Annotated in this window: 18 protein-coding genes; 7 read left to right on the forward strand and 11 right to left on the reverse strand. The window is 72.6% G+C overall.

Annotation, left to right across the window (positions count from 1 at the left end; all coding sequences use genetic code 11):
• Window positions 1-86 precede the first annotated feature (86 nt).
• From K4G59_RS07845 to K4G59_RS07855, 3 genes are read right to left on the reverse strand one after another with little or no spacing between them, the layout of a single operon-like run.
• A complete protein-coding gene (locus K4G59_RS07845; protein ID WP_231250400.1) occupies window positions 87-1,931 on the reverse strand; it encodes a Na+/H+ antiporter in 1,845 nt (614 codons plus the stop codon).
• Window positions 1,932-1,973: 42 nt separating this feature from the next.
• The gene (locus tag K4G59_RS07850) at window positions 1,974-2,462 is read right to left on the reverse strand and encodes an SRPBCC family protein (protein ID WP_231250401.1); all 489 of its coding nucleotides are present in this window, start codon (window positions 2,460-2,462) and stop codon (window positions 1,974-1,976) included.
• Window positions 2,463-2,465: 3 nt separating this feature from the next.
• The gene (locus tag K4G59_RS07855) at window positions 2,466-2,819 is read right to left on the reverse strand and encodes an ArsR/SmtB family transcription factor (protein WP_231250402.1); all 354 of its coding nucleotides are present in this window, start codon (window positions 2,817-2,819) and stop codon (window positions 2,466-2,468) included.
• 168 nt (window positions 2,820-2,987) lie between these two features.
• Here K4G59_RS07855 and K4G59_RS07860 point away from each other — a divergent pair, with 168 nt between their 5' ends.
• On the forward strand, window positions 2,988-3,956 hold the full coding sequence (locus tag K4G59_RS07860; protein WP_231250403.1) for a serine/threonine-protein kinase: 969 nt from the start codon (window positions 2,988-2,990) through the stop codon (window positions 3,954-3,956).
• A gap of 24 nt (window positions 3,957-3,980) precedes the next feature.
• Here the strand turns inward: K4G59_RS07860 and K4G59_RS07865 are convergent, their stop codons facing one another.
• Window positions 3,981-4,664, reverse strand: coding sequence for an alpha/beta fold hydrolase (locus K4G59_RS07865; protein ID WP_231250404.1), 684 nt, complete (start codon window positions 4,662-4,664; stop codon window positions 3,981-3,983).
• Between the two features lie 96 nt (window positions 4,665-4,760).
• Between K4G59_RS07865 and K4G59_RS07870 the strand changes: the two genes are divergently transcribed.
• A complete protein-coding gene (locus K4G59_RS07870; protein ID WP_231250405.1) occupies window positions 4,761-5,726 on the forward strand; it encodes a helix-turn-helix transcriptional regulator in 966 nt (321 codons plus the stop codon).
• Here the strand turns inward: K4G59_RS07870 and K4G59_RS07875 are convergent.
• On the reverse strand, window positions 5,719-6,351 hold the full coding sequence (locus tag K4G59_RS07875) for a hypothetical protein (RefSeq protein WP_231250406.1): 633 nt from the start codon (window positions 6,349-6,351) through the stop codon (window positions 5,719-5,721). The genes K4G59_RS07870 and K4G59_RS07875 overlap by 8 nt on opposite strands.
• A 39-nt stretch (window positions 6,352-6,390) precedes the next feature.
• Between K4G59_RS07875 and K4G59_RS07880 the strand changes: the two genes are divergently transcribed.
• Window positions 6,391-6,573, forward strand: a complete 183-nt coding sequence (locus tag K4G59_RS07880) for a hypothetical protein (protein WP_231250407.1) — start codon at window positions 6,391-6,393, stop codon at window positions 6,571-6,573.
• A gap of 231 nt (window positions 6,574-6,804) precedes the next feature.
• Here K4G59_RS07880 and K4G59_RS07885 read toward each other — a convergent pair whose 3' ends face one another.
• Window positions 6,805-7,407: a LysE/ArgO family amino acid transporter gene (locus K4G59_RS07885; protein ID WP_231250408.1), complete on the reverse strand. Its 603-nt coding sequence runs from the start codon at window positions 7,405-7,407 to the stop codon at window positions 6,805-6,807.
• 133 nt (window positions 7,408-7,540) lie between these two features.
• Here K4G59_RS07885 and K4G59_RS07890 point away from each other — a divergent pair, with 133 nt between their 5' ends.
• Together K4G59_RS07890 and K4G59_RS07895 are read left to right on the forward strand one after the other, a co-directional pair.
• On the forward strand, window positions 7,541-8,320 hold the full coding sequence (locus tag K4G59_RS07890; RefSeq protein WP_231250409.1) for an ABC transporter ATP-binding protein: 780 nt from the start codon (window positions 7,541-7,543) through the stop codon (window positions 8,318-8,320).
• 1 nt (window position 8,321) lies between these two features.
• Window positions 8,322-10,877, forward strand: coding sequence for an ABC transporter permease (locus tag K4G59_RS07895; RefSeq protein WP_231250410.1), 2,556 nt, complete (start codon window positions 8,322-8,324; stop codon window positions 10,875-10,877).
• 43 nt (window positions 10,878-10,920) lie between these two features.
• On the opposite strand, the gene K4G59_RS07900 is transcribed toward K4G59_RS07895, so the two are convergent.
• Window positions 10,921-11,961 carry a DNA polymerase IV gene (locus tag K4G59_RS07900; protein ID WP_231250411.1) on the reverse strand — a complete coding sequence of 347 codons (1,041 nt, stop codon included), beginning with the start codon at window positions 11,959-11,961 and terminating at the stop codon, window positions 10,921-10,923.
• A gap of 188 nt (window positions 11,962-12,149) precedes the next feature.
• Between K4G59_RS07900 and K4G59_RS07905 the strand changes: the two genes are divergently transcribed.
• Window positions 12,150-12,377 carry a hypothetical protein gene (locus K4G59_RS07905; protein ID WP_231250412.1) on the forward strand — a complete coding sequence of 76 codons (228 nt, stop codon included), beginning with the start codon at window positions 12,150-12,152 and terminating at the stop codon, window positions 12,375-12,377.
• Here K4G59_RS07905 and K4G59_RS07910 read toward each other — a convergent pair.
• The 4 genes from K4G59_RS07910 to K4G59_RS07925 are packed head-to-tail and all read right to left on the reverse strand — an operon-like array spanning window position 12,374 to window position 15,951.
• A complete protein-coding gene (locus tag K4G59_RS07910) occupies window positions 12,374-13,405 on the reverse strand; it encodes a hypothetical protein (RefSeq protein WP_231250413.1) in 1,032 nt (343 codons plus the stop codon). The two genes, K4G59_RS07905 and K4G59_RS07910, sit on opposite strands and share 4 nt — an antisense overlap.
• A complete protein-coding gene (locus K4G59_RS07915) occupies window positions 13,398-13,742 on the reverse strand; it encodes a PadR family transcriptional regulator (RefSeq protein ID WP_231250414.1) in 345 nt (114 codons plus the stop codon). Before K4G59_RS07915 ends, K4G59_RS07910 begins: the two co-directional genes overlap by 8 nt.
• A 38-nt stretch (window positions 13,743-13,780) precedes the next feature.
• Window positions 13,781-14,983, reverse strand: coding sequence for a cysteine desulfurase-like protein (locus K4G59_RS07920; RefSeq protein WP_231250415.1), 1,203 nt, complete (start codon window positions 14,981-14,983; stop codon window positions 13,781-13,783).
• Between the two features lie 20 nt (window positions 14,984-15,003).
• Window positions 15,004-15,951: a succinylglutamate desuccinylase/aspartoacylase family protein gene (locus K4G59_RS07925; protein ID WP_231250416.1), complete on the reverse strand. Its 948-nt coding sequence runs from the start codon at window positions 15,949-15,951 to the stop codon at window positions 15,004-15,006.
• A 184-nt stretch (window positions 15,952-16,135) separates the two neighbouring features.
• Here K4G59_RS07925 and K4G59_RS07930 point away from each other — a divergent pair, with 184 nt between their 5' ends.
• Window positions 16,136-17,467 carry a hypothetical protein gene (locus K4G59_RS07930; RefSeq protein ID WP_231250417.1) on the forward strand — a complete coding sequence of 444 codons (1,332 nt, stop codon included), beginning with the start codon at window positions 16,136-16,138 and terminating at the stop codon, window positions 17,465-17,467.

The following is a 17,467-nucleotide window of genomic DNA, read 5'->3' on the forward strand; positions in this document are numbered from 1 at the left end:
CGCGGACTGCCACCCTCGCAGGGGTAGGCGGGGCTGAGGTGCGTCCATGACCGTCGTCGCAAGCGGCGGGCAGCGGGAGGGCAGGCTCAGCCGGTGAGGTTGTGCACGTAGCACCAGCGCCAGGCCTCGTCGGGCTCGGCGGACTGCATGACCGGGTGGAGCGACTGGTGGAAGTGCGCGGTCGCGTGCCTGCCGACCGAGGAGTCGCAGCACCCGACGTGCCCACAGGTCAGGCACTGGCGCAGCGAGACCCAGCGGGTGCCGTCGGCCAGGCAGGTCGCGCAGGCGGGGTCGTCGACGGTCTCGACCACCGGGTGCTCGACCAGGTCGTCGCACTCGCGACCGGAGGTGAGGGCGAGCGAGCCGGTGCGCACGCTGGCACGCGCCTCGGTGCCGGCGTCGAGCATCGACTCCTCGATGTCGAGCAGCCCGAGCACCTGGCTGACGACCTCGGAGTCGACCTCGCCGTGGCTGCGGACCTCGAGCACCTTGGCGCGCTCGGCCTCGATCATCTCGCCGCGGATCCGGGCGTAGAGCTCCGACGGCGTCTCCTCGCCGACGGCCGTCGAGAGCTGCTCCCAGGCGGCGAAGGAGCGCTGGTCGAGGCGTGCCCGGATCTGGGTGCCGACGCCGTGGTGGTCGTCGAAGTCCAGCTCCTCGAGCCGGGCGTTGCCGGCGTCGGAGGCCTCCTGCAGCAGAGCCGCGCGGGCCAGTGCGTCCTCGGCCGGGTCGGGGGAGGGCACCTTCAGCAGCCGGGTCAGCAGCGGGAGGGTCAGGCCCTGGAGCAGGAGGGTGCCGGCCACGACGGTGAAGGCGACCAGCAGCAGCACCTCGCGGTGCGGTGCGTCCTCGGGGATCACGAAGGCGGCCGCGAGCGTCACCACGCCGCGCATGCCCGCCCAGCCGATGAGGAAGGTCCACGACGCCGGCAGCGGGTTGGCGCGCAGGCCCCGCGCCAGCCAGGTCGCGTACACCCAGGCGAGGCGTACGACGATCACGGTGACGAGGGTGGCCACGCAGACCAGCGCGATGCGTCCCGGCGACAGCGTCGAGTCGCCGACGTCGGCCAGGATCCAGTCGAGCTGGAGACCGATGAGGAGGAAGACGGTGTTCTCCAGGACGAAGGCCACCGTCCGCCAGGTGATCCGCTCGGTGATGCGCGACTGCGCGGTCTGGATGATCGGCGCCCGGTGGCCCAGGAGCAGGCCGGCCACGACGACCGAGATGACACCGGAGGCGTGGATCTCCTCCGCGGCGACGAAGGCGGCGAAGGGGGTGAGAAAGCTGATGGCCGTGTCCAGCAGCGGGTCGGTGATGCGCCTGCGCAGCCACGCGACCAGCAGGAAGAAGGCGATGCCGATGACGACCCCACCGCCGGCAGCGACGAGGAAGTCGAGGCCGACCTCGGTGATCGCCACGCCGCCGGAGATCGCGGCGATCGCGGTGCGCAGCGACACCAGCGCGGTGGCGTCATTGAGCAGCGACTCGCCCTCGAGGATCGTGACGACGCGACGTGGCAGGCCGATCTTCCGGGCGACCGCGGTGGCGGCGACGGCGTCCGGCGGCGCGACCACCGCACCGATCGCGATCGCGGCCGCCCACCCGATGCCGGGCACGAGCCACTCCACCACCGCGCCGACCGCGAGCGAGGTGAGCACGACCAGCACGATCGAGAGCCGCAGGATCGAGCCGCGGTTGGCGTTGAAGTCGACCAGCGAGGTCTGGATCGCTGCGGCGTAGAGCAGCGGCGGGAGCAGCCCCAGCAGGACGACCTCGGACTCGAGGTGGATGGTGGGCACCGCGGGGACGTACGACGTCGCGGCGCCGACGACGAGCAGGAGCAGCGGTGCCGGGACCCCCACGCGTTCGCTGATCGCGGTGGCGGCCAGGACGACGGCGGCCATGGAGACGAGGAGCAGGGCGAGTTCCACGCAGCGATTGTCGCCCCGGGTCGCGGCCGCCGGCGCGGCGGCTCAGGAGGCGAGCAGGTCGTCGATCTGGTTGATGGCCGACGACGCACCCTCGACGACGCCCATGTCGAGCACCTGCTGGAGGCTCTCCGCGGAGGCGTAGGTGCCGACGTACGTCGCCCGGGTGCCTCCCTCGACCTCGGTGAAGGTGTAGTCGTTGCGCGACACCGGCAGGTCGGGGTTCGGCGTGAAGCTCTCGTCGAGGGCGAAGCCGTCGTCGAAGGAGAAGCTGTCGGGGGCCGCGACACCGGTGATGGTCCAGTAGCCGTAGTACTTCTCACCCTCGGGGCTGGTCATGTAGTAGGTCGTCCGCCCGCCGGGGGTGAGGTCGTGGTCGACGAAGGTGGCGGGGTGGGTCGGCGGCCCCCAGACGCGCTCGAGCTGGCGCGGGTCGGCGTAGACCTCCCACACGCGCTCGACCGGGGCGGCGAACTCCGCGGTGATGGTCAGGGTGAGGGCGTCGAGGTCGTGCTGGACGTCGGTGACAGGCATGGGTCAATCCGTTTCTGTGGTGGTGGGTGTGTCGGGTGCGGCGAGCAGCTCGTCCATCCGGGCGATGCGGCCGCGCCACAGCGCCTCGAGCTCGCCGAGCATGAGGGCGACCGAGCGCACGGCCTCCACGTCGCCGCTGGCCAGGGCCTCGCGACCCTGCCGGCGCTTGGTCAGCAGGCCCGCGCGCTCCAGCACGGCGACGTGCTTCTGCACGGCCGCGAAGCTCATGTCGTAGCTCTGGGCCAGCGCGGTGACCGAGTGCTCCCCGGCCAGCACGCGGCGCAGGATGTCGCGCCGGGTGCGGTCGGCGAGCGCGTGGAACCACGCGTCGGCGCGGTCCTCGTCGCTGGTGCTCATGCGCCACAACATACAACTAAATGGTTGTAGGTTGTCAAGGGCCCACCCCCACGGGGGTGCAGGACGCACGACCGCGCATGGGATCAAGGTGGGGCGGGTTAGCATCCCCGTTCGGTGCGGTCGGCGCGCCGTACCCGAAGGAAGTGGGGCACCCTCGTGCAGCGACTCGTGGCAGGACTCCGTCTCGGGGGCCGCTACGTCCTGCAGGAACGCATCGCCTCCGGTGGCATGGCCGACGTGTGGAGCGGCCTCGACGACGTGCTCCAGCGCCTGGTGGCGGTCAAGGTCATGCGGGCCGACCCGGACAACGAGGAGATCTTCGCCGAGCGCTTCCGCGACGAGGCCCTGCACTCGGCGGCGCTGATGCACACCAACATCACCACGGTCTTCGACTACGGCGAGGACGACCACCTCACCTACCTCGTCATGGAGCTCGTCGCCGGGCAGCCGCTCTCCGCGGTCATCCGCGAGCAGGGCGCGCTGTCGCCCGACGTCGTGCGCTCGGTCCTGGCCCAGGCCGCCCTCGCACTGGGCACCGCCCACGAGGCGGGCGTGGTGCACCGTGACGTGAAGCCCGCCAACATCCTCGTGCGCGAAGACGGCGTGGTGAAGCTGACCGACTTCGGCATCGCCCGAGCCATGGACGCCATCGGCCACACTCGCGTCGGCGAGATGCTCGGCACCCCCAACTACATCAGCCCCGAGCAGGCCCTCGGCCAGCCGGCGACCGGTGCCAGCGACCTCTACGCACTCGGCGTGGTCGCGCACGAGATGCTCACCGGCACGCGCCCCTTCGACCGCGGGACCCCCATCGCCACGGCGATGTCCCACGTCAACGAGACCCCGCCGCCGCTCGGCGACGAGGTGCCCGTCGACCTGCGCGCCGTGGTCGCGACGCTGCTCGAGAAGGACCCGGCCGATCGACCGGCCAACGCCCACGACGTCGCCGCCCTCCTGGGCGTCGCCACCGCCGAGCTCGCCGGGCTCGACCTCGACCGCGCCGCCGGCGTGCCGAGCGGCTACGTCGTCCTGCCGATCACGCCGATGAGGCCGCTGGAGGTCGCACCGCCCGCGTCCGACGGCTCGGCCGTCGACGAGCCGACCGTCGCCGCGCGGCGCGAGGACCTGCTCGACTGAGCGTCCCTGGTCCGTGCCGCCTCGTCAGCGGTGGGTGGCCCCGTCCAGCAGCGAGGCCAGCGCGGCCGGCTGGGTGAACATCGGCCAGTGGCCGGAGTCGAGGTCGACCAGCTCGAGCGCGGTCGCGTCCGCCAGCTCGGGGACGTCGCCCGACGCGATGAACTCCCGCGCCTGGTCGGGGGTGAACTCCGGGCACACGAGCGTCAGCGGCACGCCGTGGCGGCGCTCGTCGCTCCACCGCACCACGCCCCTGGTCACCCCGACGGGCACCGGGACGGTGCGCGCGGCGACCTCGGCCTTGAGCTCGGGCGACATGTCGTCGGAGTCCGGGCCGGCGAAGGGCTCCCACCCGGGGAAGGGGACCGCGTCGCCCTCGGGCTCGAAGAAGTCGGCGTACGCCGTCTCGTGGGTGGCGGGGAAGCCGCCGATCAGGGCGACGCCCGTGATCGCGTCGGGCCGTCGGTCGGCCGCCGCCCATGCCAGCGTGCAGGCGGCCGAGTGGCCGACCACGAGGGGGGCGCCGTCGGCCGCGTCGACCGCGGCCAGCACGGCCGCGACCTGGTCGTCGTACGTCGCCGCGGTGGCGCCGTCACCCTGGCCGGGCAGGGTGATCGGGACGCCGCGGTGGCCGAGCGCCTCGAGCTCGGGCAGCACGTCGTCCCAGGCTGTTCCGTCGAGCCAGAGTCCGGCGACGAGCACGATGTCCATGTGGGTTCTCCTCCGTTGGATGTCTTCGACCCTCGTGGCACACGTTATGGACCATTGCGGACGGTCTGCGTCCGGAACCGGTGAGATGATCACGTCATGTCCGAGCCCAGGTCCGGCCCCGGCCCCACCGCCCGGGCACTGCGGGCGCTCGACCTGCTCCAGGCGCGCCCGGGCATCACCGCGAGCGAGCTCGCGCGCCGCCTCGGGGTGACCGAGCGGGCCGCGCGGCGCTACGTCGCGCTCCTGCGCGAGGCCGACATCCCGGTCGAGTCGACCCGTGGCCCCTACGGCGGCTACACCCTCGGCCGGGGCCTGCGCCTGCCCCCGCTGGTCTTCTCCGCGACCGAGGCGCTCGGCCTGGTGATGGCGGCGCTGGACTCCCAGCACGCCGTCGCCGACGCGGAGGACCCGGTCGGCTCGGCGCTCGGCAAGATCCTGCGCGTGCTGCCCACCAACGTCGCGCGGCAGGCGGTGATGGTGCGCGAGACCGCTCGCACCGTGCCCGACCGCTGGCCGTCGAAGCCCGACGCAGGCGTCACCAGCGAGCTCGTCGCGGCCGTCGCCGCGCAGCGCCAGGTGCGGGTGGGCTACCGGACCGCCGCGGGCAACGCACGCACCTTCGAGGTGGACCCGTGGTCGGTGGTCGTGCGCTACGGCCGGTGGTACCTGCTCTGCCACTCCCACCACGCCGACGCGCTGCGCACCTTCCGCATCGACCGGATCACCGGCGTCGAGGCCCTCGGTGGCACCTTCGCCGTCCCGGCCGACCTCGACCCGGCCGCCGAGCTGGAGGCCAACCTCGGCACGGGCTGGGAGCACGAGACCCACGTGGTCTTCGACGCCCCGCTGGACGACGTACGCCCCTGGATCCGGCCCACGCTCGGCACCCTCGCCGCGCTCCCCGACGGCCGCTGCGAGCTGGTCGGCAGCACGAGCAACGCCCACGCGTACGCCGGTGAGTGGCTGGCCGGCGTGCCCTTCGCCTTCACGGTCGTCGGCGGCCCGGAGCTGCGCGGGGCGGTCGCCGAGGTGGCCGCCCGGCTCACGCGCTCGCTCACCTAGCGACCGCGACCTCCTTGCCGAGGTCCCAGCCCTCGGAGATCGGGAGGTAGTCACCGCTCCAGAACTTCCCGGGGTCGTACCAGGTGGCGCGCCGGTCGTCGCGCAGGATGCCCATCTCGATGTAGCAGGTCGCCACGATCTCGGCGCAGAACGCCGCCTCCGGCGTCACCCGGCGCCCCCGCTTGCGCTGCGGGACGTAGGCGTCGCGGCCGCGCAGCCAGCGGGCGCCGAGACGGGTGAGGCTCGGGAACGAGACGCCGTCGAGCCGCGCCACCGCGCGGAGCATGCCGTCCTCCTCCCGCTGCCCGATCTCGGGGTGCAGCTGTCGCAGCCACGCGTCCTGGTCGTAGTCGGTCTGCCAGCGCGACACCGCCTCGCGCAGGTCGTGGAGCTGGACGCCGCGGTGGTGGGCGCCGGTCCACATGTCCAGCTGCTTCTTGCCCAGCTCGGCGTGGAAGATCAGCGGCGGCAGGTCGTCGACGACGACGGCCATCCCGACGTGGTTGACCGGCGAGTTGGTGACCGCCCGGATGGCCCGGTCGGGCGCCCGGCGTCCGCGGAACAGCCAGATGTCCCCGCTGCGGGTCAGGTCGACCGCCTGGTCGAGGGTCAGGGCCGATGCCATGCGCGCAGTCTGCCCTAGGGATTGGCCTAGGGTGAGGCCATGCGCGCGTGGAAGCTCCTGGGCCTGGCCGGGATCCTCGCCGGGGTCGCCACCGGCGCTGCCGTGGCCCGCGACGAGCGCGTACGCCGCCACTACGACGCGGGCGAGATCCGCGAGCGCCTGCACCAGCGCCACGACGAGGCCGTGGCGCGGGAGTCGGCGGACGGCTCCACCGCGGGTTGAGCCGGCGGCCCGGGGACCGCCTGCGATCGAGCTCGGTGGTGGTCCACCGGGAACTGGTTGCTGGGACGGCGTCGGCCCCTCCGGGTAGTCCACCGGGAACTGGCTGCTGGGACGGCGTCGGCCCCTCCGGGTAGTCCACCGGGAAGTGGTTGTCAGGACGGGGTCGGGACGACCATTTCCCGGTGGACTACCGGAGCCGGAGGACCATTTCCCGGTGGACTACCATCCCGCTCAGGCGCCGAGCGCGAGGCGTACGGCGATCGCGAGCATCACGACCCCGATCAGCACGTCGAGCACCTGCCACGCCCGGGGGTCCGACAGCCGGGGCGCGGCCAGCCGCGCGCCGTGGCCGAGGCCCGCGAACCACGCGATGCTCGCCACGCACGCCCCCAGGGCGAACCACCAGCGGCCGGGATCCCCGTGGGTGCCCGCGATCGAGCCGAGCAGCAGGACGGTGTCGAGGTAGACGTGCGGGTTGAGCCAGGTCAGCGCGACGGCGCGGGCCACCACACCCGTACGCGACTCCAGCACGTCGGAGCCCACCGCGAGGGCCTGCGGTCGCCGGGCGCGCAGCAGGGAGGAGGTCCCGTAGACGGTGAGGAAGGCGACGCCGAGCCAGCGGATCACCTCGATCGCCCAGGGGGCGCGGTCGACGACGACGCCGATGCCGGCGACCCCGGCGAGGATGAGGACGACGTCGGACAGGGCGCAGATGGTGACCACGAGCCCGACGTGGCTGCGCCGCAAGCCCTGCCTCAGCACGAAGGCGTTCTGAGCGCCGATCGCGATGATGAGCGACAGGCCCGTGAGCAGCCCGGCCGCGATGTCTCCCACGCGGCCAACCTAGGGGTCGCGTGGCGCGGCAGGCGGCGGCGGTCGCACCCCGGGACACCCCTGACACATGTCAGGGTCGGCTGCGGGTCTTATCCCATGGCCGCCGGTTCGGGGCCCCTGCCAGACTTCACCCATGACTGAGCACACCCTGGGGGAGGCGACGCAGGGCGTCGCAGCGAGCGCGCACGACCTGGTGAAGACCTACGGCAAGGGCGAGGCGGAGGTCCGGGCCCTCGACGGCGTCACGATCGACCTCATGCAGGGCGAGTTCACCGCGGTGATGGGCCCGTCGGGCTCCGGGAAGTCGACGCTCATGCACTGCCTGGCGGCCCTCGACACCCCGACCTCCGGCGAGGCCGTCGTCGACGGCACCTCGCTCGGCAAGCTCAAGGACAAGGACCTCACGACGCTGCGTCGCGAGCGCGTCGGCTTCGTCTTCCAGTCCTTCAACCTGGTGCCGACCTTGACCGCGGAGGAGAACATCCTCCTGCCGCTCAACCTCGCCGGCCGCAAGCCCGACCGCGCATGGTTCGACCAGGTCGTCGACGCCGTCGGACTGCGCCCGCGCCTGGGCCACCGACCCTCGGAGATGTCGGGCGGGCAGCAGCAGCGCGTCGCCTGCGCCCGGGCCCTGGTCAGCCAGCCGAGGATCGTCTTCGCCGACGAGCCCACCGGCAACCTCGACTCGACCAGCAGCGCGGAGGTGCTGGGCTTCCTGCGTCGCAGCGTCGACGAGTTCGGCCAGACCGTCGTGATGGTGACGCACGACCCGGTCGCCGCGTCGTACACCGACCGCGTCGTCTTCCTCGCCGACGGCCGCATCGTCGACGAGCTGCGCAACCCCGACCGCGACCAGATCCTCGAGAAGATGGTCGGCCTCCAGGACGCGGCGGCCGCGAAGGCGGCGGGCTGAGATGCTCCGTCTGACCTGGCGCAACCTGCTCGCTCGCAAGGTGCGCCTGCTGATGAGCACGCTCGCGATCGTGCTCGGCATCGGCTTCCTCGCCGGCGTGATGACCTTCAGCACGGGCCTCAACGCGACCTTCGACAACATCGTCAAGGGCTCCACCTCCGACGGGCTGGTGCGTCCCGCCGGTGACATCCAGGGCGCCAACGCCGGCGTCGGCACGACGCAGGTGATCACGCCCGAGGACGTCGAGGCCCTCGACGCGCTGCCGGAGGTCGAGGACGCGGTCGGCTCGGTCGACGGCATCGGCTCCTTCCTGCTCGGCGAGGACGGCAAGCTCGTCGGCGGCCAGGGTGCCCCGACGCTGGCCTTCAACTACGCCCCGACCGAGAACATGGCCGGCGAGCAGATCCTCGAGCTCACCGCCGGCGGATGGCCGTCCGAGCCGGGCGAGATCACCCTCGACACGTCGTCGGCCGAGCGCGGGTCGTACGCCGTCGGCGACGAGGTCACGATGATCGTGCCGAGCGTCGGGGAGACCCGCCGGACCTTCACCCTGGTCGGCACCGCCGACTTCAACGGCGGCGGCACGGCCGGCGCCACCCTCGTGCTGCTCGACACGGCCGAGGCCCAGGAGATCTTCCTCGACGGCCAGGACGCCTTCACCAGCGTCGCGCTCACCGCCGCCGACGGCGTCTCGCAGGCCGAGCTCGCCGCGGCCGCCGACGCAGTCGTGCCCGAGGGCTTCGCGGGCGTCACCGGCGACGAGGTGGTCGAGGAGACCCAGGACCAGATCGGTCAGTTCCTCGACGTCATCTCGATCTTCCTCACCACCTTCGCGGTCATCGCGATCGTGGTGGGTGCGTTCATCATCTTCAACACCTTCTCGATCCTCGTCTCGCAACGGGTGCGCGAGTCGGCGCTCCTGCGCGCGCTCGGTGCCAGCAAGCGGCAGGTCACCCGGTCCGTGCTCATCGAGGCGTTCTTGATGTCGGTGGTCGGTGCCACGCTCGGCCTGCTGCTGGGGCTGGGGCTCTCGCGCGCGCTGGCGGGGCTGTTCCGCACCTTCGGCCTCGACATCGCCGGCGAGGTGCTCACGCTGACGCCCTTCACCATCGCGGCCGGCTACGTCACCGGCATCCTCGTCACGATGGTCGCCGCCTTCGTCCCCGCCCGCCGCGCGGCCAAGGTGCCGCCGGTCGCCGCGATGCGCGACGACCTGGTCGTGCAGGAGAAGGGGATGGGCCGCCGCCTGCTGCTCGGCTCGATCGCCCTGGTGGTCGGCGTCGCGCTCGCGGCCGCGGGCCTCACCGGCGCACCCGGCACCGACGCGATCTGGATCGGCGCCGGCGCGGTCATCTGGGTGATCACGACCGCCGTGCTCGCCCCGGTGCTCGGCAAGCCGGTGCTGCTGGCGTGCCGGTCGGTCTTCGGCCGCGTCTTCGGCACGGCCGGACGGCTGGCCGGGGAGAACGCGCTGCGCAACCCGCGGCGTACGGGTGCCACCGCCTCCGCGCTGATGATCGGCCTCGCCGTCGTGTCCGCGGTCGGCGTGCTCGCCTCGTCGCTGAGCGCGACCAACGACAAGGTCGTCGACGACGCGTTCAGGAGCGACTTCCTCGTCCAGATGCCGACCTTCCAGGGCTTCCCGGCGCAGTACGGCGACCGCATGGAGGACGTCGACGGCGTCGACCTCGTCTCCCGCCAGCAGGGCACCCCGGTCAGCGTCGAGGTGGACGGCCGGTCCGACCAGAGCTTCGCGGCCGGCGTCGACCCGGCGTACTTCGAGATCTACGACCTCACCATCGTCGAGGGCACCGAGGAGATCACGGGACGGCAGGCCCTGCTCAGCGAAGGCCGCGCGGCCGACCTGGGCGCGCGTCCCGGCGACACCATCGACGTCTCCTTCCCCGGCGGCGAGACGATCCCGGTCGAGGTCGTGGGCGTCTTCGAGGACAGCCCCACCACCGGTGGCATCACGGTCCCGCTGTCGGTGCTGGAGGACGCCGGCATCAAGCGCAGCGACTCCAGCCTCAGCATCACCGTCGAGGACGGCGCCGACCGCGCGGCGGTCAAGCAGGACCTCGAGGACGTCGTCGAGGAGCTGCCGATCCTCTCGGTCCAGGACAAGGTCGAGTTCAAGGAGCTCATCAGCGGCCAGGTCAACCAGCTGCTCTACGTCATCTACGGCCTGCTCGCGCTCGCCGTGATCATCGCGGTGATCGGCATCGTCAACACCCTTGGGCTGAGCGTCCTCGAGCGGACCCGCGAGATCGGCCTGCTGCGCGCCGTCGGGCTCTCCCGGCGCCGGCTGCGCACGATGATCACCCTGGAGTCGGTGGCGATCGCGCTGCTCGGCGCGGTGCTCGGCATGGTGCTGGGGCTGGTGATCGGCGTGGTCCTGCGGCAGTCGCTCAAGGACGACCTCACGGAGCTGTCGCTGCCGCTGGACAACCTGCTGGTGTTCCTCGTGGTGGCCGTGATCTTCGGTGTGCTCGCCGCGATCGTGCCCGCGATCCGCGCCTCGCGGATGAAGGTGCTGGACGCGATCGCGACGGAGTAGCCCCCCTGCGCCATGACGTCCGCCGTTTCGTGCCTGACCGGCGTCAGTAGCCGCCCTCCGGCGCCACCATCTCGCCCCGCACCCCGAGCAGCCGGACCGGCCGCTGGTCGTCGAGCGCGAGGTAGAGGTCGTACGCCGTCGCGGCGATGACGTCGGCGTCGTTGGTCGGCGCGGGCAGCTTCCGCACCTTGGTGAAGGTGAAGAACGGCGCGAAGCGGACCTTGAGGTGCACCCGCTGCACGGCGCGGTCCTCCGTCCGTACGTCGTCGACGACCCGCACGGCGAGCTCAGCCAGGGCCGCGCGGACCTCGTCGGGCCCGACGAGGTCGGCCTGATAGGTGGTCTCGCGGCCGTGGGCGCGGGGCACCCACGGGGTGTCGTCGGGCCGGTCGCGGCCGCCGCCTCGTCCGAGCCGGCCGAGGTGGGCGCCGCTGGCGGGGCCGAAGGCGGCGACGAGCGCATCGGTGTCGGCGGCGGCGAGGTCGGCCACCGTGCGGATGTCGATGGCCTCCAGACGGGCGCCGATCCTCGTCCCGACGCCCCACAGCGCCGTCGTCGGGCGGGCGCCCATGACCTCCATCCAGTTGTCGCGGGTCAGCCGGAAGGTGCCCTGCGGCTTGCCGAAGTCGGTGGCGATCTTGGCCCGCACGAGCGTGTCGCCGATCCCGACCGAGCAGTGCAGGTCGGTGGCCTCGAGCACCGCGGCCTGGATCGCTCGGGCGGCCGCGAGCGGGTCGTCGGTCTCGAGCCCGACGAAGGCCTCGTCCCACCCGAGCACCTCCACCACCGCGCCCGGTGTCGCGCGAAGGGTCTCCATCACGCGCTCCGAGGCGGCCTCGTAGACCGGACGGTCGACGGGCAGGAAGACCGCCTCCGGGCAGCGCCGCTTGGCCAGCTTGAGCGCCAGCCCGCTGCGTACGCCGTGTGCCCGCGCCTCGTACGACGCGGTGGACACCACCGCGCGCTCGGTCGGGTCGCCCCGCCCGCCGACCACGACGGGGAGGCCGACCAGCTCGGGTCGGCGCAGCAGCTCGACCGCGACGAGGAACTGGTCCATGTCGACGTGGAGCACCCAGTGGGACACACCGCCATCATGGCCGCCGGGTGCGACGGCGGGCAGGGGGAGACACGCAGGCATTGGTCGGCGGGAGGCATGTCCGCCAGCGTGAGCACGCCCCGCCGAGGGGACCAAGGTCTGCGCGCCTGCGTCCGGAGGCGGTCACACCTCTGCGGGCGGGCCGACGCCGACGTCGACGGCGTACGGTCGAGAGCATGAGCAGCGACCACAGCACGGACCCCTACGCCGAGCACCCGGAGGAGTCCGCCTTTCCCGCGGCAGGCGAGCGGGTCAGCGAGGAGGACCGGCAGCGGGCCCTCGACGCCCAGCCCGGGGGCAACGCCACCGTCGGCGACACTGTCGCCACCGACGACGTCGACTCCGACGTCCACGAGGACGGGCCGGAGTCCGACGAGGTCGTGGAGCAGGTCCGGGAGGGCTAGCTCGCGACCTGGGCGCTGGACCGGAACCTGTCGTACGTCCGGTACTCCTGCCACGCCTGCCAGGTGAAGAAGAGCGCCACCGCGGTGGTGGCCCACGAGAAGCCGTCGACCATCGGCACGAGGTTGAGGGCGACGAGGACGGCGTACAAGGCGATCTTCAGCGTCGTACGACGCCGGACGTCCACGCCGTACGCCATGGCGTGCGCGTCCGGCGGGCCGAATTCCGCCGCCAGCGTGCGGCCGGACTCGGCGGCGTGGCTGCGGGCCTCCCTCACGATCTCGCGCACCCGGGCGTCGGACTGCCACCCCGGCCCACGAAGGACCCCCGAGAACCGGCGCACCCACTGCTCGTCGTCGGGGTTGTCCTGCACCTCGGCGAACGTCTTGGCGGTCACCAGGATGAGCACCACGGTGCCGGCCGACCAGAGCACCGCAGCCTCCAGCAGGAGCAGCCAGGGCGTGAGCGCACCCAGCGAGGTGCCCGAGGTGACCTCGAGGACGCCGACGGTCGCCGCGCCGATCCCCACGGTCGCTGCGGTCATCACTGTCACGACGAGGGCGGTGGCCCATGCGTGTGAGGCCCACTCCCAGAACGCGACTCCGCCGATGGTCGCGAAGCCCAGCAGGAGGGGCAGCGCGAAGAACCCCACCGGGAGGTCTCGACCCCCGACGAGCTCCAGCACGAACATGATGAAGGCGATCCAGCCGCTGGCCTTCAGGCTCGAGGCGACGAGGCTCCGCGAGGTCGGCACCTTGACAGCCGCAGGATTGAGGCGACCGTCGCGGCGCCACCTCTCGAACAGCTCTGCCGCGTGGACGCCCGGCGAGCCGAACAGCTCCTCGGGCGACTCTCCGGTCTCGCGAACCAGCTCGAGCGCCTCGCGCAGGCCCTCGTCGACGAGCGTGGCGTCGACGTTCTTCATCAGCAGTCGCCAGGACACGGCGAAGGCCCACTGTCCGTCGAGCCCCTCTCCGCGCGCGTGCTCGTAGGCGTTCACCGTCGCCGGGATCGGCGTCGCCTCAGCCATGCGTGGTCCCCCTGCTCATCGTCGTCAACGTCTCGCCCAGCTCGCGCCACGAGCCCAGCTCGCGCTCCAGCCGGTCACGACCGGCCGCGGTGAGCGCATACTCCCGGCGTCCGGGACCTCCCCGCCCCTCGGTCCAGGCGGCCTCGACGTCACCGGCCTCCTCCAGCCGGTTGAGCACCGGGTAGAGCGAGCCGCCCTTGAGCAGGCCGAAGCCGTGCTCGGCGAGCGCCTGCGCGATGGCGTAGCCGTGGAGCCGTCCGTCGACAAGGCTCGCCAGGACGGCGAGGTCGAGGGCGGCACGGACCCACGGGGTCGGCCAGCGGGGTGGGTCGGTCATGTATCTAAGTACATCACATACCTAGATACGACGACGAGTCAGAAGGAGAAGAAACTCCCGAGGCCCGCCAGCAGCCGGTCGACGTCGCTGTCGTCGTTGTAGGCCGCGAGCCCGATCCGCAGGCCCGAGTCGACGGGCAGGCCCAGGGCGCGGAAGGTCTCGTGGGCGTAGAAGGTGCCAGCCGGCACCAGCACGTCCTGCTTCGCCAGGAACTCGTAGGCGTCGACCGGCAGCCGGTCGCGCAGCGTGACGAAGAGCGTCGACGTGCGGTCCGCCGCCAGGGAGTGGAGAGTGAGGTGGTCGCCGAGCTCGGCCAGGTCGGCCTCGATGCGGGTACGCAGGCGCAGCTCGTGCTCGGCGATCAGTTCCGCAGCGGCGACCAGACGGGACCGCCGCGAGCCGCCGTCGGGGGCCAGCGAGGCGATCAGGTCGACCGCGGCGGTGACTCCGGCCAGCAGCTCGTAGGGCAGGGTGCCGAGCTCGAAGCGCTCCGGCACGGCGTCGGTCGACGGCACCAGCTTGTCGGGACGCAGCGTCTCGAGCAGGTCCGGGTCGGCGACGAGCGCGCCGCAGTGCGGGCCGAAGAACTTGTAGGGCGAGCACACCAGGAAGTCGGCGCCCATCGTGCGCAGGTCCGGCGCCGCGTGCGCGGTGTGGTGCACCGCGTCGACGTGGACGAGCGCACCCATCTCGTGCGCGCGCCGCGCCACGGCCTCGACCGGCGGCCGGGTGCCGAGCAGGTTGGAGGCGGCGGTCAGCGCGACCAGCCGGGTGCGCTCGCCGATGACGTCGAGCGAGGAGAGGTCGAGCTCGCCGGTCTCCGGCACCAGCCGCAGCCACCGCACCGTCGCGCCGGCGCGCTCCGCGGCCTGGATCCACGGGCGCACGTTGGAGTCGTGGTCGAGCTCGCAGACGACGACCTCGTCACCCGGTGACCAGGTGCGCGCCAGCGTGCGGGAGAAGTCGTACGTCAGCGCGGTGGCGCTGCGGCCGTGGACCACGCCGTCCGGCTCGCCGCCGACCAGGTCGGCGACGGCCGAGCGGAAGCCGGCGACGGTCGCTTCGGCGTTGCGCTGGCTCACCGTCGCGGCGCCGCGCTGCGACATCGGGCCGGTCATCGCGCGGGCGATGGCCTCGCCGACCACGGCGGGGGTCTGCGTGCCGCCGGGGTTGTCGAAGTGCGCGATCCCGGAGTCGAGGGACGGGAAGTGGGCACGGAAGGCAGCGACGTCGAACGACATGGGTCGAGCCAACCAGACGGTCAGTCGGCGATGTGCACCACGGCGTCGCCGGAGTTGACGAGGGGGGCCTCGGTGCGGCCGATGACGATGCCGTCGCGGTTGGCGTAGACCGCACGCAGCGTCTTGCCGAAGGAGTCGAAGAGCGTGCCGAGCCGCTCGCCGTCGCTGACCTTCTGCCCGAGCGCGACGTCGAGGTGCAGGATGCCGGTGCGTCGCGCGCGCACCCAGCCGCTGGAGCGGCACTCCAGGCTGGGCTCGGCGGCCGGCTCGACGACCGGCTCGGTCATGCCCAGCGCGGCCAGCACACGGCGTACGCCGATCACGCCGGCGTCGACGGCGTAGGAGTCGAAGCGGAGGTTCTCGCCGCCCTCGTAGAGCAGCACCTTCGCGCCCTGCTCGCGCGCGGCGTGACGCAGCGAGCCGTCGCGGATCTTGGCGTGCAGCATCACCGGAGCGCCGAAGGCCGCGGCCAGGTCGCGGGTGCCGGGGTCGTCGAGGTCTGCTCTGATCTGCGGCAGGTTGCTGCGCCGGTCGGAGCCGGTGTGGAGGTCGATGCCGACCTCGCAGCCGGCGACGATCTCCTTCATGAAGAGGTAGGCGATCCGGCCGGCCAGCGACCCGCGGGCGGAGCCGGGGAACGACCGGTTGAGGTCGCGGCGGTCGGGCAGGTAGCGGTCGCCGGTCATGAAGCCGAGCACGTTGACGATCGGCACCGCGACCAGCGTCCCGCGGAAGGTCTTGGCGTCGAGGCCGGCCATCACCTGACGCACGATCTCCACGCCCGCGACCTCGTCGCCGTGGATGGCCGCGTCGATCCACACGCTCGGCCCGTCCTCGCGTCCGTGCACCACGCGGACCGGCAGGTCGACGTCGGCCCCCGTCACGAGCCGGGTGATCGGGAGCTCGAGGGAGCGCATCGTGCCGGCGCGCACGCGGATGCCGCCGATGGCGAAGGACTCGCGCGCCACTAGCCGACCTCGGCCGGGGAGCTGGCGGGTGCGGCGGCGATGGTCACGCGGGTCAGGGTAACGGGCCCGAACGCGCACTCCGGTCGCTGTGTTGTGATGGGCGGGGGCAGGTCGGCGGCAACTTCTCCGGGCCGTACGTCGTCTCCCCCAGGACACGACCGACGACCCGATCGAAGGACTCCCCATGCGACCGCTGCCGCTCCTGGCCGCCGGACTGCTCACCGGCTCGCTCCTGGCCAGCCCCACGGCGTACGCCGCCGCGGCCGTGACCTGTCAGGGGCGGCCGGCGACGATCGTGGGGACGCCCTCGCAGCACGGCCTGACCGGCACCGAGGGACCCGACGTCGTGGTGACCAACGGCGCCAGTGGCATCGACACGCTGGGCGGCGACGACCTGGTGTGCGTCACCGACCCCGACTTCCCCCGGGTGGTCATGCTCGCCACCGGCGCGGGTGACGACGTGGTGGACGCATCGGCGTCGCGCTCGTCGATCGACGCCGAGCTGGGCAGCGGCGCGGACCACTACACGGCCTCGGCCGGTCGGGACTCCGTGGTGCTCGGGTCCACCGACGGCCGCACCCGCACGGACCTCGAGGCCGACACGGTCGTCGCCACGACCGGAGGGAGCCCGGGCCAGTCCGGCGACCAGTGGTCCTCCGGGATGCTCGACATCGCCAACGCTGACGTCCTGGACCTCGCCGGGGTCGGGCACACGATCCACTGGAGCGGGATCCAGGCTCCGGGGTCGCGCGTGGCGGTCGGCGCCTCGGCCGAGCTCCGACCGGCTCTCGGCGTCGGCGACATGGCCATCGACGCGGCCCGGGGATCGTGGACCGAGGACGGCGCGCCGGTGCTCTCCTGGACGGGCGAGGTCACCCGCTTCGAGCTGCAGGGCGGCGCGCCGCGCTCGCTGTCCCTCGTCGGCGGCGACCGCGACGAGTACGTCGGCGTCTCCCTCAACCGCGGCGCCCGCACGGTCCTGCGGCTCGCCCTCGGCGGCGGTGACGACACCTTGGTCGCGCCGGACGGCATCGGCTGGCGCGGCAGCCATTACGTCGGCGGCCCGGGTGAGGACTCGGTCGACCTGTGGGCCGGCAAGCGGCTCGACCTCGACCTGGCCAGGGGCCGGCTCGAGAACCGCTTCTTCGGGAGGACCCAGCGCAGCGTCTTCCGTGGCTGGGACGCGGTGCGCGTCGGGGCGAAGCGGATGAACGTCCTGGGCACGAAGAAGGCCGACGACATCCGCTTCTACGCATGCACGGCCACGATCCGCGGGCGTGCCGGCAAGGACGACCTGGAGTCCTACCGCACCGGCGACGACGGCCACCTGCTCGACTGCGACGCCCGGAAGTCGCGGATCAAGGTCTACGGCGACGGGGGTCGGGACACGATCAGCGGCAGCCGGGGCAGGGACCTGCTGGTCGGCGGCACAGGCCGCGACACGATCGACGGCAACGCCAACAGCGACACCTGCAGCGGCGAGAAGCTCCGCTCCTGCGAGATCAAGCGGCGCTAG

Source organism: Nocardioides furvisabuli (genome assembly GCF_021083185.1).
In the GTDB taxonomy this organism is placed as follows: Bacteria; Actinomycetota; Actinomycetes; order Propionibacteriales; family Nocardioidaceae; genus Nocardioides; species Nocardioides furvisabuli.